Raw genomic sequence first — 23409 nt, 5'->3', positions numbered from 1 at the left:
CCCCCGGTTCAATGGGTCGGGGGACTAAAAAATCAAACTCTTTTCGAGGTCCGCAGATGAGACTTTTCGGATACGCTCCGGAGCGCGGTGCTGCCGCTGGTGATACAATGCCATTCTACCACGATGGCACGTGGCATCTGTTTTTTTCCCAACCCCCTGTGGGCGCGTGGGAATATGTTGAGCGGGCGCGCGTCTCGACCGCTTATCTTCGGTCAGATGACCTCGTAAACTGGGAGGTGATGCCCGACGCTTTTGGCCCCGGCGCGCACGGTGAGTGCGACGGCGATGGGATCTGGACCGGCTCTGTCATTGAGCACAAGGGCGTGTTTCACTTCTTCTACACAGGTTACAATCGTCAATCTGCTTCACCGCAGTCAATTTGCAAGGCAACATCGACTGATCTCAAGTCCTGGGAGAAATCCGGATCCAACCCGATGATCTTCCCCGATCCCCGCTGGTACGAAACCGTCGATTGGCGCGACCCCTTTGTCTACCGCGACGAAGAGGCAGGGTGCTTCAAGATGCTGATCTCAGCGCGCCTCAAGGAAGGTCCGCAGTTTCGCCGGGGCTGTGTTGCCGTTGCCACGTCCGATGATCTGGAAAGCTGGGAGGTTGGCCCGCCGCTGGCGTCCTCGATGTTGACGCATTGCCCGGAATGCCCGGAAATCTTCAAGTTGGGCGACTGGTGGTATCTGGTTGAAAGCCGCTACTCGGAACGAATGCAAACAGTGTATCGGGTGTCAAAATCCCCGGATGGTCCTTGGGAAAGCCGCAAGCTCGACAGTCTTGACGGGCGTCGATTTTACGCTGCCAAATCGGCCAGCGATGGCGACCGTCGCATGAGTTTCGCATGGATACCGTTCCGCAAGCATCATGGCCCCAAGCGCAGCTGGGTTTGGGGCGGAGAACTGGGCAGCCCGCGCGAACTTGTCTCGCTGCCAGACGGCACGCTGACCTGCAAATTGCCCGATAACGTGGACCAGAGTTACGCAGAGACCGTGCCCCACAAGCTGCGCCCCATGTTGGGAGACTGGACCGGCGATGCAGACCCTCGGTGTGATGCGACAGGATCATACGGATACGCGTTCATCGACGGTCCGAACCGGGATGACGTGTTGCTCGATGTAGTGATTGAACCTGATCCCGCCACCGAAGCTGTGGGTATTCTCATCGAACCCCGAGGCGGCGATCATCTGGACAGCGGTTACAGCCTTTCAATCGAGCCCATGAAGGAGCGCGTCCTGTTTGATCGCTGGCCTGCCGCGATGGATCCACTTTGGGACAGCCTGGTGCTCAATGAGCGGCATGGCATTGAGGTCCGTCAGGAGATCGACAGCCCATTGGTCGAGCGTCCGCTCGCCTTCACACCGGAGGATGGGTGTTACCGGGTCCAGATCCTGCGCAACGGGTCGGCCATCGAGTGCTTTGTGGCCGGGCAGGTTGTTGCATCCTTCAGGGTCTATGACATCTCCAATACCGATGCCTGGGGTCTCTTTGTTCAGGAAGGCTCGGCGAAATTCCACAATCTCAACTTCCGCAAGTAAAGGCCTCGCCATGCCCCTCATAACCCTCAGACAATTGCTTGATTATGCGGCGGATCAAGGATTTGGTGTGCCGGCGTTCAACATCTCCAATATGGAGCAGGGCCTTGCGATCATGAACGCTGCGCGCGCCTGCGATGCACCGGTGATCCTGCAAGCCAGCTTGAATGTTCGCAGGGCCTATGCCGGAGATCGGATGATCGTCGCTATAGTGAACGCACTGGCGTCCATGTATCCCGACAACCCAATCTGTCTGCATCAGGACCACGGCCATGATGAGCAGGCCTGCGTCAGCGCCATCGCTGCGGGGTTCACCTCGGCCATGATGGATGGCTCCCTGATGGGCGACGGCAAGACACCCGCCAGCTATGCCCACAACGTCGATATCACGGCTCGCGTTGCACAGATCGCACATTGGACGGGTGCCTCAATCGAAGGAGAGCTGGGTGTTCTTGGATCGCTTGAAACCGGCGAGGCGGGTGAAGAAGACGGGTCCGGGGCAGAGGGCAAACTGGATCACGATCAGCTATTGACCGATCCCGATCAGGCAGCGGAGTTTGTTGCTGCAACCAAGGTCGATGCGCTAGCGATAGCCTGTGGGACGTCTCATGGCGCTTATAAATTCACAAGGGAACCGGATGGCGACATCCTGGCCATCAGCCAGATTGAGGCGATCCATCGTCGCGTGCCGAATACCCATCTTGTCATGCATGGGTCGAGCTCTGTGCCACAGGGTTTGCAGGACTTGATAAACGCCTCTGGCGGTGAAATGCCACAAACCTGGGGCGTCCCCGTCGAAGAGATCGAACGCGGGATCCGGCATGGTGTTCGAAAAATCAACATCGACACCGATTGCCGCATGGCCATGTCCGGCGCAATGCGGCGCTTCTCCCGGGACAACCCATCGAATTTCGATCCTCGGGCGTTTATCTTGGCCGGGATGGCGGAGCTTGAAACGCTGGTCCGTGACAGGTTCGAGAGGTTCGGGGTGGCGGGCCACGGGCGTAAAATCAAGCCGATCCCAGTTGCAGAAATGGCAAAGCGGTATGCTGATGGCGGGCTCGATCCATCCCGGAAGGCCGCGTGAGCCGGGCGCTGTTCATAGGCCGCTCGGTGATGGATGTCACCGCGCTTGTTGAGGATTTTCCGGGTCCGGACGGGAAGACCAAGGCTTTGAGCAATGATGTGATCCCGGGCGGGTCTGCTTTGAACGCTGCCGTTACGTTCGCCCATCTTGGTGGAACGGCGGCGCTGGCCACATCGCTGGGCGCGCCGGGCCCAATGAAGACAATGCTGACGTCCGATCTGAAGGACAGGAACGTTACGGTGCACGACATCAGTAATGACCCGGACTATCGCATCCCTCTTTCGACAGTTGTTTCAACCCGGAGCCTTGGGGCCAGGATGATTGTCAATGGCGCAGGGGATGAGTGCGAAAAGGTGCGTTCTCAAGAGGGTCTGATCCTGACGGAAGGATACGGGTTGATTCAGATCGACCAGTACGAACGGCATTTTGTTGCGGCGCACGCTGACGCCTTACGTGCGTTTGAAGGGCCAATCATTTTGGATGGCGGCGGCTGGAAAGACTGGTCACCGGATTTTCTAAAGCTGGCCGATATTCCAATTGTCAGCGACGTGTTTTGTCCCGAGGGACTGCGCGCCTTTGCCAATATGTGTGAGGAACTGGACATCCAACGCTGGGCAATGACACGGGGTCACGCTGGGGTCGTCTGGCATGATCAGGGACGACGGGGCGAGATACCCGCTTTGGAGGTGGACGTTGTCGATAGCTTGGGCGCAGGAGACATTTATCACGGCGCTTTCTGCCACGCGTATCTCGAGACCGGGTCATTTGTAGATGCGTTGAATATCGCCAACCAGATCGCGGGTAAGTCATGCACCCATGCGGGTACGCGGAGTTGGATGGATGCCTGAGCACCTCGCCGACTATGCCAGCCTTCTGGGCGCAATTGAAAAGCGGATAAGTGCAGGTCAACCGCCGCTCATTGTAGCAATTGCAGGGCCTCCGGCGACGGGTAAGTCTACGCTGTCCGAGCGGCTGTCCGAGGATCTACGCGCTGCCGGGCACATCGCTGCCTACTGCCCGATGGACGGGTTTCACAAAACAAACGCCCAGCTTGAGGCCGAAGGGCTTAGAAGCGTGAAAGGCCGTATCGATACGTTTGATGGCAACGCGTTTGCCCACGCGGTGGAACGTTTGTCCAGGGGAGATGCGTTTTGGTGGCCGCGATATTCCCGGCACATACATGACCCGGTCCCAGAAGGCGCCAGGATCGAAGGAAACGAGGCCCTTTGCATAGTCGAGGGCAACTACATTCTGATGAATGAAGCGCCTTGGATTCGAGCGGCATCGCATTTCGACCTGCGTATCTTTGTAGACACGCCGGATGAACTCCTGAAGCAGCGCTTGAAGCGACGCCACGAGCGTGGCGGCAGAGGTGAAGTCGAGACGCGGGAAAAGATCACCAAGACCGACATGCCCAACGCGGAGAGGATCCGACAAAGTGCTACATTCGCCGACATCCTGTTTCAGGAGGGCGTCGATGCGTAGCACCCGAGAGTTGATTGCAGGTTGCAAGCAAAACTCGCTATGTTTGAGCCAAATTGAAAAAATTGGGGTTCGGACATGAAACTTGCTCAAAAAGGCTTGTCGATCGAAGGTATTCAAGGCCACAACAGGCGCGCCATCCTTGCAGCTTTGCACGACATGGGAGAATGCTCGCGCAAGGAAATCAGCGTAGCCACCGGATTGGATCAGGCGACTGTCACACGTGCGATAGCACCACTTATTGACAATGGCATCGTTGAGGAAGTGGGACTTGTTCGTGGGGGGCGTGGTCGGCGATCGATCAACCTCAGCTTTGTTGGTTCCGGGCGATACATCCTCTGTCTTAGATTGCAACGCCGTAGCTTTTCCATTGCTGCATTTAATCTGCGCGGTGACCTGCTGGAGACCAGTGAATTCCCCATCGCACGGGACGGGTCCGCCAAGCAGACTTTCAAGGAGATCTCCGAGACACTGGATCGCCAGATTGGCAATTTGAAACAGGTCGATGGCATTGGCGTGGCTGTTCCTGGCCCGTTCCTGGAGCGCGATGAACGTGTCATCCTCATGACTGAAAGCCCTCAATGGCAGGGCTTCGATCTGATCCCCGAGCTGCGCTCCCGCTATCCTGACATTCCTGTTCACTCCACACACGACGCCAAGGCAGCAGCCTTGACTGAATGGCGCCATCATGGCCGGGCGCTGGGGGCCAAGGTCATGTTGTACGTGTCTGCCGGTCAGGGGATCGGCTCGGCGCTTGTCGTGGATGGCCATGTGCACCGGGGTGCGCAAGGTCTTGCAGGTGAATTGGGGCATACGTCCATCAGCGTTGATGGCGAGCAGTGCAAATGTGGAAATAGAGGCTGTCTGGAACTCTTCACGTCGCGCATTGCGCTACTGCGTGCCATACGGGAGCGCGCAGAGAACGTCAGCAGTACAACATTGACTTCAGACGCTGATTTTTCTCAGGTCCTTGACGCATACGCAGCGGAAGACGGGCTTGCCAGCGAAGAGGTGCACAGGGTTGCACGCTATCTGGCGCAAGGCATCACCAACTGCATCAACTTCGTCAATCCGGATTTGGTTGTGATCGGAGATGAATATGCCGGGTTCGGTCAAAGGTTTCTGGAACACATCAAGACCCATGTAAAAGCGACGGTTTTGCCAAGCATCTACGATGCCGTCGACATCGAGCTGAGCCAGCAAAGTGAAGATACTGTGCTGCGCGGGGCCTTTCTGGACGTACTTGCACAAACCTATCTCGGTTCTCCCAGAGCCGAGCCAGAAGCCCTTGTTGCTGAAGCAAGCGGATAGGAATGAAGGAGAACCCACTATGAATGACCAGACGGCTCAACCTCTTCTTTCGGTGAAACACGTTTCGAAGTCATTTGGTGGTGTCCAGGCATTGCGTGACGGCTCCTTTGATCTTCATCGCGGTGAAGTTGTCGCGATCGTGGGCGGAAATGGTGCCGGAAAATCAACGTTGATGAAGGTTGTGGCTGGGGCCCATGTTCCGGACGGCGGACAGATCATCATCAATGGCAAGGAAGTATCCCGGGCTGAGCACAGTGTTTCGCATATGCAGGAATGCGGGATCGAAGTCGTTTATCAGGATCTGGCACTGGTTCCCAATATGACGGCGCCCTACAACCTGTTTTTGGGGCGCATCCCCCGCAAATGGGGGATTTTTGTGGATGAACGAAAGATGCGCGAAAAAACCCGTGAAGCCCTCGCGCAGCTCAATGTCACCACCGTTCAGGATCTGTCGCAACCAATCTCCTCCATGTCCGGAGGACAACAACAAAGTATCGCGATCGGGCGCGCAATTGCCTGGGGGAGCGACATCGTAATCCTTGACGAACCGACCGCCGCACTTGGACCGAATGAAACGGCGGAAGTTGAGCGATTGGTTGAGGATGTGCGCGACAAGCAGGGCACGTCATTCCTTTTGGTAAGCCACAATCTCGATCAGGTGCGCCGCCTGGCTGACCGTATCGTAGTGACCCATCACGGGGTCACATCGCGCGAATTCAAACGCGACGAGATTACCTCGGACCGGCTCGTGAAGGCCATAACTCTCGGCGAATGAGGAGAACGACATGACCGAAACAACCGCCTCCCGCCCATTCCTGACGCCCAAACGCGCCGAAATGTTGCGAGACTATGTGCCTTTCATTGCCATTGTTCTGGTAATCTTGTTGTTCTGGGCGATCTCGGGCGACCGCTTCATGTCGATGCGCAACTGGACGTTCATTGCGCAGCAAACGCCTGTCTTGATGTTACTGGCATTCGCGCAGTTGATGATCGTGACAACTGGTTCAATTGATATCTCCATCGGGTCAAGCCTGGCATTTTCGGCGTTTCTGGGTGCACTTGGAATGCTCTGGTTCGGGGATGTGGGCTTGATCCTGGGAATTGTCGCAGGTGGCCTTGTTGGCATGGTCAACGGCCTGATTATTTCACTGCTCAAGATCCCATCATTTGTGACAACATTGGCAATGCTGATCATCGTGCGCGCCGTTGTGATTATCGCATCAGACGGCACGGCGATTTATATAACGGACGATAGCGTGTCAGGCGGCACCAACATCTCGTCTGTCGCAGCACCTTGGCTTCTGTCGATGGGCAAATTCCCCGCGATCTTCATCCTCGCGGCGATTGTCGCGCTGTTTATGTGGGCCTTTTATGAGAGGACTGTTTTTGGTCAACAGTTGCGAGCCGTTGGAGGCAACGAGAAGGTTCTCCGCCTGGTCGGCATCAATGTCACGACGTTCAAGATCAAGGTCTTTGCCGCTGCAGGGCTGATGGTGGGATTGGCGGCTTGCGTCAACCTGGCAAGGGCAGGAGCGGCGACGCCCCAGGCGGGTCTGATGATTGAGCTCGACGCAATTGCTGCGGTTGCGCTTGGTGGTACGCCGCTGACAGGTGGCTATGGCAGTGTGGTCAAAACAATCATCGGGGCATTGACCCTGACAATCGTCCGCAATGGGCTGACAATCGCGGGCGTACCCCCTTCGTGGAGCCAGGTCGCCTTGGGTGTTTTGCTGATTGCTGCAATCGCTATTTCGCTAAACAGAAGCAAGGTAGACGTTGTGAAGTGACAGCGAATGACATCGTGGTGTGGCTGCCGGAGCTGTGCGCTACGATGCCGAGGAATCAAATATTGGCTGCGTGCACCGTCGACAATCGCAACGGTCAATGGTGTGCACAGAACCTGAGACATGTAACCGTGGGGAAGGACGTTAGTTGATTGCATTTACCGGCGCAACTATCATGCCAGAGGTCTAACATCGCGTGTTCCACAGCGTTGGAGTGATCCCCGGATGAACATGTTCGAACTTCGCGTACCCTTCTTTCTTCCGCTCTGGCGGCGGGTTGCCGTCACACTCTTGAGCGTTGGATGGGCGATCTTGGAGCTTGTAACCGGGAACTTGTTCTGGGCCATTCTGTTTGGCGCGATTGGGACCATCGCGACCTGGCAGTTTTTCCTTTCTGGTTGGCCGGACGAGGCGTCAGATCAAGAGTCTAAAGAGTGAATCCCCGCGGTCACAGTGCCCTTGATTACTGAACGATTGTGTCACGATGTTTCTAAAGCACTGCAAAAGCAGACGTTTGATCGGTCATCATGTAGGGCAGCAAAGTCCCGCGTAGCAGTCGTTCAAGCAAGTTGCAGCGAATGACTGCTTCGAGCCCAACCTGTTCCTTGGATTTTCTCGCTGCTTGCACTCGCAGCGTCAGGAATGCCAAGTGAGCAACAAGTTCGGTGCCGCTATGCAGCGGAAGCAACGGTCATTCATACAGGCTGCAGCGAGAATCACACGTGGAATTCACAAGTCGCGGACGAAGCCGAAACTGGACAACTGCGTGGTTAACCCTAAGCTTTGGTACCTAGGGCCAAAAGATCAAGCAGTTGTCATGGGAAGTCTCCTGTACGTGGTTCCGCCGCGGTCGCAGTAGCGGCGGGTTAGTTCAGAAAGTAAGCCGATATTTCAAAGGGCCGAACGGGCGGCAGTCTCCAAAGCATGGTGCAGAGAGCGCGCGTAAGAGCGCGGGCCAAGAACCGCGTAGTGGCTGGCAGTTTCAAAGCAGATGATCACACAGCTAAGGTGCTCCAGCAGCGCGCGTGTGGCGCTCCCGGGCTCCATCGCAGCCAGATTGACGCCGCTCAAACGTTCAAACACACCCCGGCACGCACCCTCCAGATCAAAACGGCACCAGCCGTCTGTTTGCTCTGTTACCGAGGCTAGGCCCTCCACGGCATCCGCGAGTTGGTAGGACATAAGTTCATGCTCCGGGATTTCTGCGGAGATCAGCCACTGATCCTGCGCAAACCAGCTAGCCGCGTATGAGCCCGCTGCGGCGTGCTTCCCGACCGCAGGCAAAGCTAATCCCAGCATGGCCTCGGCCGCTTTCCGGCCTTCGTCTTCGCGCCCCCTACGCAATGCAAGCGAGGCAAGCGCCCGGTTCGGAACCTCAGTGATTGTCAGCCCATTGAATCGGTCGACACGCGGCGTTTCTCCCCAAAGCGGGGTGATGGATTGAAGATCAAGCACGCAGGCGCCCTCCTTCCGGGTCAAAGAAATGTGTGGGAATGACCTGAGCCTTTACATCGGTTCCCCGCACGGGATCGACTACGCGGATAATCTCGCCCATGCGCTGATCACCGCCTTTGAGAAAGGCCATTCCGATGGAGTGCCCCAGATGTGGCGAGATACAGGCTGATGTCACATGCCCCTGTTCGCTGTCGATATGAACAGGCGCAGTTTCATTCACCAACTGGGAACCGGCGGTTATCACTTCGCTTTGGTTCACGGGCTTCAGACCGACAAGGCGCAATCCATTGGGATCAGTCACCCCCTCCCGCTGGTCCATTGTGCTGCCGATGCTGTCTTTTTTGCGGGACACCATGCGCCCCATACCCAGCATCAGTGCGGTGGCCCTGCCGTCGAGTTCGCGACCCGTCGGGTGGCCTTTTTCAATGCGCATGATGTCGAGCGCTTCAAGACCATAGGGAGCTACTCCAAGATCTTGCCCCAACTCTAGCATTCGGCGCCACAGCGCATCTCCATAACGGGTGGGAACAGCCAATTCATAGGCCAGTTCACCCGAGAATGAGATCCGAAACAGACGTGCCCTCAGGCCGCCGCACAGCGTCACGGAACCGCAGGCCATGAACGGGAATGCCTCGTTTGAGATATCGAACTCAGAGTCCACAATCCGCTGCAGCAGCTCGCGCGATTTCGGTCCGGCAACAGCAAACTGCGCCCAGGCCTCGGTGGTTGAGATCAGCTGCACGTCCATGTCCGGCCACAGGCATTGACGGGCGAATTCCATGTTTCTCAGAACCGCCCCGGCATTGGCTGTAGTGGTCGTGATGACGAAGTGTTCTTCCGCCAACCGTGCAGCGGTGCCGTCATCGTAACAGGCGCCATCTTCGCGCAGCATGATGCCATAGCGCACCTTACCCACTGCCAGCTTGGCAAAACCATTGGCATAGACCCTGTTCAGGAATGACGCGGCATCCGCGCCCTGAACGTCGATTTTTCCCAGTGTGGTCACATCGCAGATGCCCACATTCTTGCGCACGTTACAGGCCTCTCGGTCAGCGGACTGGCGCCAATGGGTCTCGCCCGGCTGCGGAAACCAACGCGCCCGCATCCAGTCGCCAGCAGTGTCAAAGGGCGCATTGTGTTCCCTGGCCCATTTGTCAGTCGGGGTTTCGCGCGTCGGGTGGAAGTGTTTGCCCACCGTGCGCCCGCCGATTGTGCCCAGTGCAACCGGTGTATAGGGCGGCCGGAAAATCGTCGTTCCCGTTTCGGGGATCGATTTGCCGGTCAGCTCGGCCATTATTGCCAAAGCATTGACGTTAGCAGTTTTGCCCTGGTCAGTGGCCATGCCGAGAGTAGTGTAGCGTTTGAGATGCTCGACCGATCGGTAGTTCTCCTGATGTGCCAGCTTAACGTCCTTGACGGTCACGTCGTTCTGCTGGTCCAGCCAAGCCCGGCCCTTGCCATGGGGCACATGGTAAAGTGGCTGGAGGTTATAGGCGCCGTTATCGGCGCGCGGCAGCTTCAATGCGCTGGCGGCGATACCCAGGCTTTCCAGGGCAGCCACAGCTTCTTCCGCCCCGCTGCGCAATGCGTCTTCAGTCGAAAACAGGCCTTTGGCCGCACCCGCCACCGACATGCCAACTGGGATGTTCCGGCCGGGAACGAAAGCTGCAATACTCTCAATCCAGACAGGACGGCCGCCCTGGTGGCAGGTCAGGTGGACGTTGGGATTCCAGCCGCCAGACACGCCCAAGGCGCCACAGGCTAGCGTTTCCTCGTGGCCATCCGCTTGACGGACCCGGATGCTGCTCAGGCCATGCCGCCCCTTGGTGCCGATAACATGCGCGCCACTGATCAGCCGCACATCCGTCAGTGTCGGCGCATCCAGCCGGGCATCGACGATGGCTGTGACATCAACACCTTTTGCCATCAGGTCTACCGCAGTGCGATGGCCATCATCATTGTTGGTGAAGACCGCCACCTTCCGCGCGGGGGTTGCAGCCCAGCGGTTGGCATAGGCCCGCATCGATCCTGCCAGCATCACCCCCGGACGGTCGTTGTCCGGGAAAGCAATTGGACGCTCGGTTGCCCCGGCACAAAGGATCGCGCGCTTTGAATAAACCCGCCACAATGTCTGCCGCGGCTTCCCTGCCACAGGGGTTTGCAGATGGTCCTGCACCCTCTCAACCACACCGTAAACCCCGTGGTCAAAGGCCCCCATCGCCGTGCTTCGCGGCATCAGGCGCACATTGTCCATCGCGGTTAGCTCGGCCACAGTCTGCTCAACCCATTCGACCGCAGGCTTTCCGTCGACATCTTCCTGTTCGACGTTCAGGCGCCCGCCAAAACGGCTATCTTCATCCGCGAGGATGACGTTTGCGCTTGCACGGCCCGCGGTCAGTGCCGCCATCAGGCCAGCGGGCCCACCCCCAATCACCAGCAGATCGCAATGGAGGAAGCCCTTTTCATATTCATCCGGGTCATCTTCCCCAGACAGGCGACCAAGGCCTGCAGCTGAGCGGATGATGGGTTCATAGACTTTCTCCCAGAAAGCCGCCGGCCACATGAACGTCTTGTAATAGAAACCGGCGCTCAGAATATCCGAGAACAAATCGTTCAGGGCAAGCAGGTCGTAACGTAAGCTGCCCTTGTAATTCTGTGAGCAAGCAACCAGCCCTTCGTACAGCTCCGCTACTGTAGCGCGTGTGTTTGGTTCCTGCCGGGCTCCACTGCGCAATTCGACCAGCGCGTTTGGCTCCTCGGAGCCAGCGGTGAAAATACCACGCGGACGGTGATACTTGAACGATCGACCCAGGAAACGCACGCCATTGGCCATCAGGGCAGACGCCAGCGTGTCGCCCTCATACCCCAGATAGGCACGCCCATCGAAATTGAAGTTCAGTGGCTTTCCGCGGTTGATCAGGCCGCCATTCAAACGGTTGGATTGGGTCATTTGCTGCGCCCCTGCTTGCGGGCCACATCGCTGGCCAGTTCGACATTAGTGATTTCATGCGTCACCGTGTTGCGTGTTACGACTAGCCACGAGCGGTCGCCATGCTCGTGATACCAAAGCTCGCGGTGCTCCCCGGCTGGATCATCACGCAGGTAGACGTATTCGTAAAACTGATCCATCGCGTTCCCGGCCTGCCAGTCGGGACGGTCAATCAGGCAAGCATCGCCGAGATAGGTGAATTCCTGCCGGTCACGCGGCCCCAAAAGAGGGTGATTGATAATCATTTGACCGCTCCTTACTGCCGGTTCGGGTTCGGGCCTTGGCCCTTTTCATCAAGCAGGTAGCCGGTCCGGAACCGGTCAAGACGATAGGGCTTGGCAAGTTCATGCGGCTGTTCTGTGCTTAGAAGATGAGCAAAGCATTCGCCGGCTGCGGGTGTTGCTTTGAATCCGCCGTAGCACCAGCCGCCGTTCAAATAGAGACCCTTGATCGGCGTTTCGTCGATCACCGCATGGCCATCCATGGACATATCCTGCAAACCGCCCCATGCCCGCAAAAGACGAGCGCGCGACAGCATTGGGAACAAGGTCACAGCGGCTTCAATCACCGATTCAAAGACCGGCAGGTTGCCCCGCTGGGCGCAGGAATTGTACTGATCCAGGTCGCCTCCCATAACCAGGCCGCCTTTGTCCGACTGCGAAATATAGAAGTGACCTGCGCCATAATTGACTTGGCCGGGAATGATGGGCTTGAGCCCTTCAGACACGAAAGCCTGAAGAACATGGCTTTCGATTGGGGTACGAATGCCCGCCATGTCCATCACTCGGCTGGTATTTCCAGCTACCGAGACACCAACCTTCCTTGCGCCGATGAACCCGCGGGTTGTCTCAATCCCCAGGACCTTACCTTGCTCAATCCGGAACCCCATAACTTCGCAATTCTGAAGGATATCTACTCCGCGCCTGTCGGCCGACCGCGCATATCCCCAGACCACAGCGTCATGGCGGGCGGTGCCACCGCGCCGGTGAAGATAGGCACCCGTGATAGGGAAACGTCCGTCGAAATTCATCGAGGGGTACATCTTGCGCACCTGCTCAGGCCCCAAAATCTCGCCATCTGTGCCTTGCATCCGCATGATGTTGGTTTTGCGATAGTGGTCGTCCCTCTCTGAGTCGTTGTGGTGCACGAACAACAAGCCACGCTGTGAGTGCATGACATTGAAGTTCAACTCCCGCTCCATCTTTTCCCACAGGCCAACACTGTGATCGTAGAAGCGGGTATTTGGAGGCAAAGTGTAGTCACCACGCACAATTGTCGTGTTACGCCCGGCATTGCCGGACCCAATCCAGCCTTTTTCGACCACTGCGATGCTTTTCTCACCATATTTCGTCGCTAGGTAATGTGCAGTCGCCAACCCGTGGCCTCCGCCGCCAATGACAATGATGTCGTAATTGGGTTTGGGTTCCGGATTGCGCCAAGCAGGCTTCCAACCTTTTTGGCCATTCAAGGCCTCTCTAATGACTCTTAGCCCTGAGTACCTCATGGCATTCTTTTCCTTTATGGCATGGGTGCCCATTTGGCACCCAGTTCGTGGAACCGGCCAGTTTCAACGCTGATGTGGGCAATGCCGAATCCCATGTTCTGGAACGCTTAATGCTCATAAGTTAATCGATTAACTTCCAATTCGTCAATCACCTTCAACGCCAATAGGAGTCGCAGTTCAAGTATCGCTTACAGTGCTGGGCGTTCGCCCGGGTGGGCGGACGCGTGCCCGATACTTGCGTATCGGGCGGGTAAACGCGATCAAATGCGACACCCTCCAAAAGACAACTCAGGCAACCAAATGGCGATCTTGTGCCTGATTCACGAATCGGGACGACTACAAAGCTCTTGAATGGTGGCGACAAGTTTCGCATCTATGGCACGGTTGGTTGTATCATTGCGGTTGTTGTGGCGCCTTGCGCCCGGCAGACGAGATCCCGGAATTGCCTCGTATTTTTCGAAAAACTCTTCGCAATGGCCCTCCCAACCTTCACCGGCCAGTAGTGATGGCGAAAATGCCAGGAAAAACTCTCCCCCACGGGGAGGGCCACCATCACCGTTGTCGGCATCTTGCGCTTCATAGCTAAACCGTTCACCGGTCGCACCAGCCGCCAAGAGTTCAACCATCGTTGCAATAGCAGAACCCTTGTGCCCTCCGAAGGGAAGCAAAACGCCTTTCAAGATTGCTGCCGGATCGGTGGTTTCATTGCCATTTTCATCCAATCCGGTTCCAAGGGGGACCGAATGGCCATCTCTTGCGGCAATTGCTACATCGCCGCCGGCCATTGCGGAAGTTGCCATGTCGAATACAAATGGTGGTTTGTTTTTCCGTGGCCAGGCAAAAGCGAGCGGATTGGTACCAAATAAAGGCTTGTTTGAACCATGTGGTGCGACATTTGGCATATAACTTACACAAGCCATCCCTGCCAAATTTTGTTCGGCCAATGCCTCAACTTCTGGCCAAAGGGCGGCAAAATGATGCGTGTGGGTAAGAGTCATTGCTGCGATACCGAACTCACTCGCTGCTTTCGCCAGCGCTGGAATACCTCGCTCGATTGCCAAGGGGGCATACCCATCGTCGCCATTCGCGTTAACAATTACAGGTGATTTGTTGGAAATCTGCGGATCGGCGGCGCCGTTGACCTTCCCACTACGTAGGGATGCCACATATCCGGGCACCCTGAACAAGCCGTGGGAATGAGACCCGTCTCGCTCAGCAGCAACAACCGTCCGGGTCAGGGCCCCGGCGTTTTGAGGGTCGCATCCATTTTGGGTGAATGCTTCTAGTGCGAGATCATGTATCTCACTTAGCGATAGGTTTACGACGGTCATTAGAAAAGCCTCCTCAGCCGGGCACGGAACGAAATCGAAATGTGTAGCGCAGTATTTTTCATGACTTTCTTCTTTTGGTGTTTGGGCCATTGTTCATGGCTGGTGATGTTGCGGAATATCTCAATTCAACGGTCCCAAGTGTTTCGAGAACCGGTGGATGCATGCTGCGCCGAAATCAGTCGCTGGCAATGAGGGTTCTCGACTGCCGCCAAGCTCAATTCCCAAACGCGCTGCGGCCAGCATCTTTCCATAGGTCAGGAAATGTGGAATTCCCTGCATGATAAAGCAGAGAACCGGCAATAGATCGGCATATAGCTTATCGGCCCGCTCTTCGGTCCCAGCAGTGAATTCAGCGAAAATTTCGCTGGTCTTATCTACCGTATCAATCGCCGGGATCAGCCCACTGGCACCCGCGCGCAGGTTGTCAGGTAATTCCAGTCCGCAGCGGCCATTGAAAAGCATCACGCTATCCCCGAGCTCTGACGCAACAGACTCAAGATCGACGGCGTTGCATTCCAGTTTCGCGATGGTGAAATTTTTGTGGTCATTCGCAAGCGCGATCAAGCTCTGGTTGCTTAGTCCGAAGCCAAGGAACTCCGGCGCATTCTGGACCCCAATCTGGCAATCGACCGCCGAGATAATCTCGGAGAAGAAGCCCGCCAGCTTTGCATCGTCCATTTTCTGCGAGGGAGGCTGGAGCATCAGCGCCGACGCACCGCTTTGAATTGCTCGCTTCGAAAACTCAATCTGCTCGGTGATCGTATCGCCATAGACGGTCGCTAAGAGCGGCTTGCGTCCATCAATGCGCTTCGCGACGACTTCAAGGACCTCGACGCGCTCATCGAATGAGAGCTTCGAGACCTCCGTACCCAACCCCAGAATCGCAACTCCGGCAGCCTGGGTGCCCAAAGCCGCATCCACCTGACGCCGAAACGGATCCTGGCGCAATACACCGCGATCGTCAAAGAACGCATAGAGCATTGGATAAATGCCGGGCGATACGACCGCAGGTGAATTGTCTTGCAATGCTATCATGTTACCTCCAAACCATTCTTCTTGTCGTAGGCTTCTGCGGCCCGACCAACGGCGTCCTCGTTCAGGGTAAATCCAAGGCCAGGGGCGGACATGACCGGAATTTTCCCGGCATTTGGCGTCAGATCCGGGCTTTCGACGATGTCCTCTTGCAGGAGCTGCCACATGATCTGATTGCCATCATCCAAATTCGGAACACCCGACGCAGCTTGTATCGAGGCGCAGGTGGTAATTCCGGTCTCCCAAACACCGTGAATACACACGTTGATGTCGAATACCTGAGCTATCGCAGCGACGCGGCGGAACCCAAGAATACCTCCAGTTTCGTGCAGACCCACAGTCAGCAGGCTTGCCGCACCGCTGGAGCACATCGAGTGAGCCTCCTCTAGTGTGTACACGGACTGGTCGGCGGCAATTGGGACTGAGCAGGATTGTTTCAATGCCTTCAATGCCGGAACGCCGGCAATCGCCGACACCGGCTGTTCAACCATCTCGAGATCATACTTGGCGAGCTTATTGATCATCACCTGGGCCTCCATCAAGTCCCAGGCCTCATTCGGGTCGATCCGAAGTCGCTTGTTGCCAATTGCCTTTCTGACAGCTTCGACATTGGCCATATCTTTATCGTTGGTGTATCCGGCCTTGAGGTAAATCACTTCAAAGCCGTCCGACGCCAACTGACCGGCATGTGCTGCAACCTCTTCCGTACTGTCTCCCTGGACAAACCCCATGAAACTCACCGTGTCATGGATCTTCCCACCCAACAGGGCATGAACCGGCAGATCCAACGATTTGCCAAGTGCATCCCAAAGGGCCAATTCAACACCTGCAAACGCAAAATTGCCTATTCTTGGATGAGATTGGCTGGCATAGTGATGTCCAAAATTTTGCGTAAAGAGCTGTTTCATCAAATCGGTGATCTGAGTGATGGGCTGCCCTATCAGGACCGTTTTAGCGGTTAGTAAGAGCGCATGGATCGCCTCTGGGGACGTCATCGTCGGGGCGGTTTCGCCGTAGCCGACGACGCCCGCATCCGTTTCGACCTCAATCAGGATTGTTGTTTGACCAAGATTCTTGCCCATGGCCCAGACATAGGGCGTCTTGAACTTGGAAAAGAGCCGTGTGAGGCGAATATCTTTTATTTTCATGACCTTGTCTTCCATTAGGTTTATCTTCTGTCTAGTGTGATCGAGTTACTGCATAGCTGGATGCGTCCAAGGCTGTTGGCTTGCCCATGATGAGGTCAGCAAGCAACTCTGCCGACCCGGTGGCGAGGGTCCAACCCAGATGGCCGTGCCCGGTATTGACCCAAAGCCCCTTGCTGGATGCTTCGCCGATATAGGGCAAACCGTCAGCACTCATCGGGCGGAATCCAGTCCACGGCTCGCGCTTGCAGCCGTCAAGCGTCTGCGCAAGGTTGGGGTAAACGGATTTGGTCAGGCGATCGAGTTGCCGGATTATTTTGGGGCTTAGAGTGTCGTCATGCCCGGCGAACTCGGCAATTCCAACAGCGCGCAATTTGCCATTTATTGGAACAATCCCGACATGCATCCCTTCGTCGATAACGGGATACGAAGGCAGGTCGTTGACGCCGGTTGTATCGTATGTGACCGAGTACCCTTTCACGGGGCGCACCAAGATTGATCTTGCGTCGTTTGCAGCCAATTTTCTTGTATTGGCCCCAAGGGCCAGAATGGTATTCTTCGCCCGAATATCTCCGATTGTTGTACGCGCGCCGATGACCTTTTCGCCTGACATCAGCAGTTCATTGGCTTGGCAACTAACATGTATTATCTGACCGGAAGCGACGAGGTCATCGCGGAGGATTTGACAGAATTTTCGCGATTCCGCCACCACATCAGCGGAAAAACGAATTCCGCCTGCCAGCTGCGGGGCCAGCGCTTGAAGGTGCGGCTCAGCCTCAACAGTTTGATCAGGCGTTAGTGCCTCCCAATCTAGCCCAACCTCACTGAGGTGACGATTGGATCTGATCTGGGCTTCCAGACCTGGTTGGTCGCGGTAGATTTTGATGGTGCCACATTTTTTGGGTTCGAATTGGTCTGCGTATCCTTTGTAGTATTCCTCAAAGACATCCATGGAAAAGAGCGCCAGTTCGAGCAATCGGCGCGTATGGAGTTCGTACAGATGCGGCTTTGAGTTCTTGAGAAATTGCAGGCCCCATTTGAACAGGGACGGGATAGCTTTCGGCTTGATCCGCACTGCGGAATTTTGTGTCACGATTGACCTCAAAAGCGTGGACAATATCCCTGGCGAATTCCATGGCATAGTTTGTGAAGGCACCAGCATCGCACCGTTTGCAAAGTTGGCACCAAGACCGACATCCTCGTTGGCCTCCACCAGCACGACCGAGCAGCCGCGTTTGGCCAATCGGTGGGCCGTTGTGATGCCAATCAGCCCACCGCCGATTATGAGCGCGTCCGCCATCACGACTTGTCCGTGATATGAGCGTGGGCAGCGAAATCAAAATTGGCTTTCGGAGCCAGAATTTCAGCCACGACAACCGTCGCCCGGTTTGAAGGAACAGAGTTTTGCATACCAACTTCTTTCTATTCTGGCTGGTGTTTTCGTGTTGCTAGGAGCCGAAGAACATGTTCGGCAACCAAAGAGCGATCCCAGGGATAAATGTGGTGATCAGCAAAGTTGGCAGCCAAGCAAACACGATGAAAATCAGTGTCGGCCAGATCAGTTGTCGGACCGGCACGTCTGTCACTTGCGATCCGAGATACAGAAGCGGTGCCGTTGGCGGCGTGATGTTGCCCATGCCAAGATTAACACCAAGAACTGCGGCAAAGTGGATTGGATCCATTCCAGCTCCAACAGCGATGGGTAGCAGAAGCGATGCGCTCAGGATGATTCCGCTGATATCGTCCATCAGCATACCAATCAGAAGCATGACCAGATTGAGCATCAGGAAAATCATTATTGGGTTATCTGAAATGGAATAGATCAGATCCTCGGCGAGACCGGGAATATCTTCGAAAATCAGGAAGCGGCTGGCGATTAAGACTGTGAAGATCATGACCATGACCACGCCGATCGTGATCGCCGAGTGTTTCATACTTTCATAGAAGGTTTTGAGTGTCAGGCCGCGGTAGACGAAGAAGCCCACCGGAATGGCATAAATTACGGCGACGCCAGCGGCTTCGGTGGGCGTCATGATGCCACCATAAATGCCGCCCAGAATGATCAGTGGCATCAGGATCGCCGGTGTTGCGATGGCTGTTTTACCAGCAAGTGCACGGAAGAAACGGTCCGGAACTTCGGTAACCTGAATTTCGGTATCCTTCCGAAGGATCACGAAATTCACGATGATCAACAGGGTCGTAAGGATCAGCCCTGGTACGACCGTTGCGAGGAAACATTCAAGAACGTTCAACTGACCGACCCAGGCATAGAGCAACTGCGCGCCGCTTGGCGGGATCAATAGGCCTAAGGGGCTTGCACAGATCACCAATGCGCCGGAAATGCCTGCGGGATACCGTGCCTTGCGCAGATGCGGCATGATGATCGAACCGATGCAAGTCAATGTGGCCGCACCACTGCCCGAGATTGCGCCGAACATCGCACTGGCCACGACCGAGGCAGCACTTAGCCCGCCGCGGAGATGGCCGAACATGAGCTCGGCAATCTCAACGATCGGTTTTGCAATTTTGCCCCGCTGCATAATATCGCCAGCCATGATGAAAAGAGGAATGGCCAGCAGGATAACTGAATTCATCTTCCAGTGGCCCGTCGCGAAGAACCCAGAGACATCGTACCCTCCGGTATAGGCCAGAAGGATCAGCACACCGCCAAAGGCCAATGGAACCGAGACGCCGATTGCCAGCAGAACGCAGATAAGGATTATGGCGATGAGGATTACCATGTCACAACCTCCTCCTCATCGGGCTCTGCCCGTCGCGCATTCTCCATGGCCTCGGCATATCGATCGGGGCCCACGCGCAGCATCAGGAAGATCGACAAGGCGCTGTAGAACGCCATGAACACGAACCCCACGAAAATTCCAAAGCGTGGAACAATAAACGGAATCTTCAGGGCGATGGTGGTTTTCCATCCAGGATATGCCGCGATCTCATCCGCAATCATCAGCCAGGCCCAGTAAACAAGTACCAGCGTTATCGACAACTCGATGATCTGGATCACGAGCTTGCGAAGCCACAGCAGTGTTGAATTTTCGGTGACTGTATCAAGAAGATCAGCATTGATCTGCTTGTCGTAGTAAGTGCCAAGCGCACTGCCCAAGAAGAAGATCCAGAAGCAGATCGGCATGAGCCATTCTTCGTAGGCAAAAAGATCGCGTTCCAGAACATAGCGAAACAGCACAACGAAAAAGAATGTGATCGGCAGTATCGGTAGAGCGACGCTCACCAGGACCGACTTGATCCAAACCATCAGCCGAACGAACCGGCTCAGACCGGGTGGCAATGCATCTTCAAATAGTACCATCGAAAGTTCACTCCCCGTTAAGAGGGGGATGCCAGACAATCACGGCATCCCCAATTAATGAGCAACCAAAGAAAATCTTGGTTACTTGGCGGTCAGCTCGTCGATAAGGTCCTGCCCAACCACGTCCGCCAGTTCCGGCCAGACGTTTTCCTGGATGTGGGCAACCATCGCAGCGCGCTCTTCAGGGCTGTACTCAAGAATTTCCCAGCCAGCTTCCTTCAGCTTTTCGACGAAGCCTTGATTGCGGTCCCAGGATGTGTTGATCGCAACGTTGGCGGCTCTCTCGGCGGCAGCCCGGATAACGTCGCGCTGTTCCTGGTTCAACTTCTCCCAGGACTTGCCACTGGCATAGAATGATGACGCTTCGATAGCCGTGTTCACGGGAATAAAGTATTTCCCCACGCCGGCGGCCGCGAAGGTCGAATAGGCCCATTCCGGCGTACAGCAGATCGCTCCGTCGATGACGCCAGATTGAAGCGCTGGCAGAACCTCCGCCCAGTTCATCGTTGTCGTCCGATACCCGAGGCTTTCGGTGGTCTTTTTGGCGACCTCTGAACTCCAGACGCGGATGTTCACGCCCTTATCACCGAAACCGGCATAATCGGTAGGTTTTTCGTTCGCGACAATACCGACCAACCCTTCGCCGGTATTGGCAAGATAGACCAGCCCCAGGTCGTCCATGATCCCGGCCAGGATCTGGTTAAACTTGGAGTCCGGGTTGCCGTAGACCGCTTTCAATTCGTCAAAAGTCGTCACCAACCCTGGCAGGTTCATGACTTCCAGCCGAGGATCGGCCTGAGCGTAGATGAACGCTTGTACAAGGTCGATATTGCCGCGAATGGCATCCTCGATCAGTTCTTCGCCGGATCCCAACTGTGAGGCCGGGAAATAGGAGATTTTCACGCCTACGTCTGCGTCTTCAATCTCTTTGATCATGTTTTCGACAATCTCATGGCCGAAGTGGTTGACTGGATAGGTCCCGGCCAATTTCAGCCTGACCGTGTCGGCGAGGGCTGTTGTTGCAAGTAGGCCTGACAACGCCAGACCCGAGATTATGCCGAATGCATATTTTCCGAGTTTCATAGTTTTCCTCCCGTTGAAACTGCGCTTGCGCTCCGGAATGCGTAAACTGCTTTCCGTCGGTGCCGCTTCAAGTTAATCGATTAACTTTTACAAATCAAATTAAATCGATTAACTCTGACTTCTCATGGGCAACTTGCCCGAAAGAACGTTGGAAATTACTACCCTAGGCAACCATAACCATAGGAAAAATAATAAGAATGCAGAAGCCGACCCTTAGTCAAATCGCAAAACAGTTAGGACTTTCCACTGCAACTGTTTCTTTGGCGATGAAGGAAAACAGCCGAATCTCGGACCAGACGCGCGCCAGGGTCAAAGAAGCGCTGCGCGAATCTGGCTATGTCTATCAGCGTTCCGCGGCAGGATTGAGGAAGTCAAAGACCGACACGGTGGGTATCGTGCTTAACAACGTGTCCGACCCGTCCTTCAGCGAGATTCTGGGAGCGATTGAAGGTGAACTTGCCAAAGTAGGAAAAACGGTCTTCCTGTGCAATACGGATGAAAAAGTGGAGAGACAATCCGAATTCATCAGGAAAATGTCTGAGTACAATGCAGATGGCATCGTCCTGGTTCCTGCGATTGGAACTCAGGCGACCGACCTGGAAGAGATGAAGAAATTCAGCCCCCCAATAGTGTGTGTCTCGCGAGAGATCAGTGGCTATCCCATCGATTCAGTCGTGGCTGATGAGACACTTGCGGGTTACACGGCGGCAAAACATCTGCTTAACCTTGGTCACAGACGCATTGCCGCTGTTGGCGGCACAGTCAATATTTCCCCATTTAACCGTCGCATGAAAGGCATCAGGCAAGCATTTGACGAAGCGGGTCAAGAGTTCGATCGTGCGCTTGTTTTCGAATGCCGCCCTGTTCGTGCTCAGGGATACGAAGCAGCGGCGAGAATTCTGGATGTCGAAGATCCGCCGACTGCTGCCATCGGATATAATGCTATCGTCACCCTTGGACTGAAAGCCGGTTTGCAGAGGTTGGGAAAAAAAATCGGAGAAGATTTCTCGTTGATCGCGAACGAGGGGATCGATGAGTTGCAACACACCAATCCGCCGCTGAGTACGACAAGCATTGATCTGCAAGAGATGGGGAGAGTTGTCATTCAACATCTGCTAAGCCGTATCTCGGATCCGACAGCGCCAACTAAACTCACTCTCGTCCCGACAGAATTGATCCTGACTGATAGCGTTAGCTCACATCGTTAAAGTATGTCGCGTTCTATCGTATTGATTTCGACCAAGTGCAGTATACGGTCTCGTTGGGTTGAGAAGAATGTGGGAGCGGCCTATGTCGCGAACGTGAAAATCACCGGCTCCTCCCGCAAGGCACCAATCCAAGAACTGTTCTCATCATGCCATAGTTGGCCGAGCGGGGCAGTTGCGGCCTATGTTTTTGGTTCAACGATGCAACCGCCCAGTCTTACTTCACTTGCCCCAGGACAGGACGAGCGGATCAATCGGCCGAAGAATATCCAAGAGCCCCGCAAGGGTCTCAGGATGCAACGGTGCAATCGGGTGGCGGCAGCAGTCGGAATTGATCACCCCCCCTCCATCATCGCGGCCTTTGAGGCGCGCCAAAGGCACTGGCGGTTTTCGAAGTTGATCACCGGCAGCACCTGACGGTAGACTTCGGATGCACCTTCGCGGTTGCCTTCGGCGTGCAAAGCCAGAATGGGCTTGATCTTGTCGGGAATTGTGGCAGAGGTCATGGTGCCAGTAGCTCCGGCATCCAAGTCGGCCATCAATGTGATACCTTCTTCACCGTCGAAGGGGCCTTGAATCGCGTCACCGCCTGCAGCAATAAGCTCGCGCAGCTTACCGGTTGCCGGAATGCACTCGATCTTAAAGAGCTTCACCATCTCGATTTCGCGGGCCATCCTGACCAGAAGCGGCACAGTCAGATCATTGCCGGCCATCGGCGCATCCTGCACCATGATCGGGATGCCCACCTCGCCGACCGCTTCAAACTGCTGAAAAATTTGCTCCGGCGTCCCCCGCAGCGTTGTCCCGTGATAGGGGGCATCAGCATCACCATGCTGGCGCCAAGCGATTTCGCGAGACGCGCGCGCTCCACCGCAATCTGGGTTGCGAAGTGGCTGACAGTCACGATCACCGGCACCCGGTGCGCCACATGTTCCAGCGACAATCGAGTCAGCACTTCGCGCTCTTCATCAGACAGCACAAACTGCTCGGAGTATTTCGCAAGGATGCAGATGCCATCGACGCCCGCATCGATCATGAAGTCGAGCACGCGCTTCATACCCTCAAGGTCGAGTGTTCCATCGTCATGAAAAGGGGTCGGGGCAACCGGCCAGATGCCTTTGTACATTTTAGCCATAAT

At 55.6% G+C, this 23409-nt stretch carries 20 protein-coding genes and 1 pseudogene; 9 read left to right on the top strand and 12 right to left on the bottom strand.

Annotated features, from left to right (window positions below; translation table 11 throughout):
• The first annotated feature begins 56 nt into the window (after positions 1-56).
• From AC2FIZ_RS10375 to AC2FIZ_RS10340, 8 genes are all read left to right on the top strand, one after another.
• Positions 57-1544 carry a family 43 glycosylhydrolase gene (locus AC2FIZ_RS10375; protein ID WP_299985811.1) on the top strand — a complete coding sequence of 496 codons (1488 nt, stop codon included), beginning with the start codon at positions 57-59 and terminating at the stop codon, positions 1542-1544.
• Between the two features lie 10 nt (positions 1545-1554).
• Positions 1555-2628 carry a class II fructose-bisphosphate aldolase gene (gene fba, locus AC2FIZ_RS10370; protein WP_299664535.1) on the top strand — a complete coding sequence of 358 codons (1074 nt, stop codon included), beginning with the start codon at positions 1555-1557 and terminating at the stop codon, positions 2626-2628.
• Positions 2625-3476: a PfkB family carbohydrate kinase gene (locus AC2FIZ_RS10365; RefSeq protein WP_299664537.1), complete on the top strand. Its 852-nt coding sequence runs from the start codon at positions 2625-2627 to the stop codon at positions 3474-3476. The genes fba and AC2FIZ_RS10365 overlap by 4 nt, the downstream gene beginning before the upstream one ends.
• On the top strand, positions 3469-4113 hold the full coding sequence (locus AC2FIZ_RS10360; protein WP_299664539.1) for an AAA family ATPase: 645 nt from the start codon (positions 3469-3471) through the stop codon (positions 4111-4113). Before AC2FIZ_RS10365 ends, AC2FIZ_RS10360 begins: the two co-directional genes overlap by 8 nt.
• Positions 4114-4188: 75 nt before the next feature.
• A complete protein-coding gene (locus AC2FIZ_RS10355; protein ID WP_299664541.1) occupies positions 4189-5421 on the top strand; it encodes an ROK family transcriptional regulator in 1233 nt (410 codons plus the stop codon).
• Positions 5422-5440: 19 nt separating this feature from the next.
• Positions 5441-6196, top strand: a complete 756-nt coding sequence (locus AC2FIZ_RS10350) for an ATP-binding cassette domain-containing protein (RefSeq protein WP_299664544.1) — start codon at positions 5441-5443, stop codon at positions 6194-6196.
• A 10-nt stretch (positions 6197-6206) separates the two neighbouring features.
• Positions 6207-7208 (top strand): ABC transporter permease, encoded by a 1002-nt coding sequence (locus AC2FIZ_RS10345; protein ID WP_299664546.1) that lies wholly within the window; start codon positions 6207-6209, stop codon positions 7206-7208.
• Positions 7209-7436: 228 nt separating this feature from the next.
• Positions 7437-7643, top strand: coding sequence for a hypothetical protein (locus AC2FIZ_RS10340; protein WP_496676962.1), 207 nt, complete (start codon positions 7437-7439; stop codon positions 7641-7643).
• Between the two features lie 453 nt (positions 7644-8096).
• On the opposite strand, the gene AC2FIZ_RS10335 is transcribed toward AC2FIZ_RS10340, so the two are convergent.
• The 11 genes from AC2FIZ_RS10335 to dctP form a co-directional block, all read right to left on the bottom strand.
• Entirely contained in the window at positions 8097-8660 is a 564-nt protein-coding gene (locus AC2FIZ_RS10335; RefSeq protein ID WP_142638799.1) for a sarcosine oxidase subunit gamma, read from the bottom strand.
• Positions 8653-11610 carry a sarcosine oxidase subunit alpha family protein gene (locus tag AC2FIZ_RS10330; RefSeq protein ID WP_496677010.1) on the bottom strand — a complete coding sequence of 986 codons (2958 nt, stop codon included), beginning with the start codon at positions 11608-11610 and terminating at the stop codon, positions 8653-8655. Before AC2FIZ_RS10330 ends, AC2FIZ_RS10335 begins: the two co-directional genes overlap by 8 nt.
• Positions 11607-11894: a sarcosine oxidase subunit delta gene (locus AC2FIZ_RS10325; protein ID WP_106607275.1), complete on the bottom strand. Its 288-nt coding sequence runs from the start codon at positions 11892-11894 to the stop codon at positions 11607-11609. The genes AC2FIZ_RS10330 and AC2FIZ_RS10325 overlap by 4 nt, the downstream gene beginning before the upstream one ends.
• Positions 11895-11905: 11 nt before the next feature.
• Positions 11906-13153 carry a sarcosine oxidase subunit beta family protein gene (locus AC2FIZ_RS10320; RefSeq protein ID WP_106607585.1) on the bottom strand — a complete coding sequence of 416 codons (1248 nt, stop codon included), beginning with the start codon at positions 13151-13153 and terminating at the stop codon, positions 11906-11908.
• Positions 13154-13473: 320 nt separating this feature from the next.
• A complete protein-coding gene (locus tag AC2FIZ_RS10315; RefSeq protein ID WP_496677006.1) occupies positions 13474-14574 on the bottom strand; it encodes an Ldh family oxidoreductase in 1101 nt (366 codons plus the stop codon).
• Positions 14575-14604: 30 nt separating this feature from the next.
• Positions 14605-15519 (bottom strand): dihydrodipicolinate synthase family protein, encoded by a 915-nt coding sequence (locus AC2FIZ_RS10310; protein WP_496705072.1) that lies wholly within the window; start codon positions 15517-15519, stop codon positions 14605-14607.
• Entirely contained in the window at positions 15516-16664 is a 1149-nt protein-coding gene (locus AC2FIZ_RS10305) for a mandelate racemase/muconate lactonizing enzyme family protein (protein WP_496677000.1), read from the bottom strand. Before AC2FIZ_RS10305 ends, AC2FIZ_RS10310 begins: the two co-directional genes overlap by 4 nt.
• 31 nt (positions 16665-16695) lie before the next feature.
• Positions 16696-17961, bottom strand: a complete 1266-nt coding sequence (locus AC2FIZ_RS10300) for an FAD-dependent oxidoreductase (RefSeq protein WP_496790991.1) — start codon at positions 17959-17961, stop codon at positions 16696-16698.
• Positions 17962-18109: 148 nt separating this feature from the next.
• Positions 18110-19402, bottom strand: coding sequence for a TRAP transporter large permease (locus tag AC2FIZ_RS10295; protein WP_496676995.1), 1293 nt, complete (start codon positions 19400-19402; stop codon positions 18110-18112).
• Complete coding sequence (locus AC2FIZ_RS10290; protein ID WP_496676992.1) at positions 19396-19983, bottom strand: TRAP transporter small permease; 588 nt, start codon at positions 19981-19983, stop codon at positions 19396-19398. The genes AC2FIZ_RS10295 and AC2FIZ_RS10290 overlap by 7 nt, the downstream gene beginning before the upstream one ends.
• Before the next feature lie 81 nt (positions 19984-20064).
• Positions 20065-21066 carry a TRAP transporter substrate-binding protein DctP gene (gene dctP / locus AC2FIZ_RS10285; RefSeq protein WP_496676989.1) on the bottom strand — a complete coding sequence of 334 codons (1002 nt, stop codon included), beginning with the start codon at positions 21064-21066 and terminating at the stop codon, positions 20065-20067.
• Between the two features lie 197 nt (positions 21067-21263).
• Between dctP and AC2FIZ_RS10280 the strand changes: the two genes are divergently transcribed.
• A complete protein-coding gene (locus AC2FIZ_RS10280; protein ID WP_106607283.1) occupies positions 21264-22274 on the top strand; it encodes a LacI family DNA-binding transcriptional regulator in 1011 nt (336 codons plus the stop codon).
• A 219-nt stretch (positions 22275-22493) separates the two neighbouring features.
• Here the strand turns inward: AC2FIZ_RS10280 and AC2FIZ_RS10275 are convergent.
• Positions 22494-23406 (bottom strand): annotated as a pseudogene (locus AC2FIZ_RS10275) (dihydrodipicolinate synthase family protein).
• Between the last annotated feature and the right edge of the window lie 3 nt (positions 23407-23409).

The sequence above is a fragment of the Ruegeria sp. CDSB022 genome (assembly GCF_059611145.1).
Note: the sequence above shows the minus strand (reverse complement) of the source record. Positions and strands in the feature narration are given on the sequence as shown.

Bases quoted from the DNA above. Each gene is read 5' to 3' on its own strand.
- AC2FIZ_RS10375 (WP_299985811.1), top strand. From the start codon at position 57: ATGAGACTTTTCGGATACGCTCCGGAGCGCGGTGCTGCCGCTGGTGAT.
- fba (WP_299664535.1), top strand. From the start codon at position 1,555: ATGCCCCTCATAACCCTCAGACAATTGCTTGATTATGCGGCGGATCAA.
- AC2FIZ_RS10360 (WP_299664539.1), top strand. From the start codon at position 3,469: ATGCCTGAGCACCTCGCCGACTATGCCAGCCTTCTGGGCGCAATTGAA.
- AC2FIZ_RS10355 (WP_299664541.1), top strand. From the start codon at position 4,189: ATGAAACTTGCTCAAAAAGGCTTGTCGATCGAAGGTATTCAAGGCCAC.
- AC2FIZ_RS10350 (WP_299664544.1), top strand. From the start codon at position 5,441: ATGAATGACCAGACGGCTCAACCTCTTCTTTCGGTGAAACACGTTTCG.
- AC2FIZ_RS10345 (WP_299664546.1), top strand. From the start codon at position 6,207: ATGACCGAAACAACCGCCTCCCGCCCATTCCTGACGCCCAAACGCGCC.
- AC2FIZ_RS10340 (WP_496676962.1), top strand. From the start codon at position 7,437: ATGTTCGAACTTCGCGTACCCTTCTTTCTTCCGCTCTGGCGGCGGGTT.
- AC2FIZ_RS10330 (WP_496677010.1), bottom strand. From the start codon at position 11,610: ATGACCCAATCCAACCGTTTGAATGGCGGCCTGATCAACCGCGGAAAG.
- AC2FIZ_RS10325 (WP_106607275.1), bottom strand. From the start codon at position 11,894: ATGATTATCAATCACCCTCTTTTGGGGCCGCGTGACCGGCAGGAATTC.
- AC2FIZ_RS10320 (WP_106607585.1), bottom strand. From the start codon at position 13,153: ATGAGGTACTCAGGGCTAAGAGTCATTAGAGAGGCCTTGAATGGCCAA.
- AC2FIZ_RS10315 (WP_496677006.1), bottom strand. From the start codon at position 14,574: ATGGCCCAAACACCAAAAGAAGAAAGTCATGAAAAATACTGCGCTACA.
- AC2FIZ_RS10310 (WP_496705072.1), bottom strand. From the start codon at position 15,519: ATGATAGCATTGCAAGACAATTCACCTGCGGTCGTATCGCCCGGCATT.
- AC2FIZ_RS10305 (WP_496677000.1), bottom strand. From the start codon at position 16,664: ATGAAAATAAAAGATATTCGCCTCACACGGCTCTTTTCCAAGTTCAAG.
- AC2FIZ_RS10300 (WP_496790991.1), bottom strand. From the start codon at position 17,961: ATGGCGGACGCGCTCATAATCGGCGGTGGGCTGATTGGCATCACAACG.
- AC2FIZ_RS10295 (WP_496676995.1), bottom strand. From the start codon at position 19,402: ATGGTAATCCTCATCGCCATAATCCTTATCTGCGTTCTGCTGGCAATC.
- AC2FIZ_RS10290 (WP_496676992.1), bottom strand. From the start codon at position 19,983: ATGGTACTATTTGAAGATGCATTGCCACCCGGTCTGAGCCGGTTCGTT.
- dctP (WP_496676989.1), bottom strand. From the start codon at position 21,066: ATGAAACTCGGAAAATATGCATTCGGCATAATCTCGGGTCTGGCGTTG.
- AC2FIZ_RS10280 (WP_106607283.1), top strand. From the start codon at position 21,264: ATGCAGAAGCCGACCCTTAGTCAAATCGCAAAACAGTTAGGACTTTCC.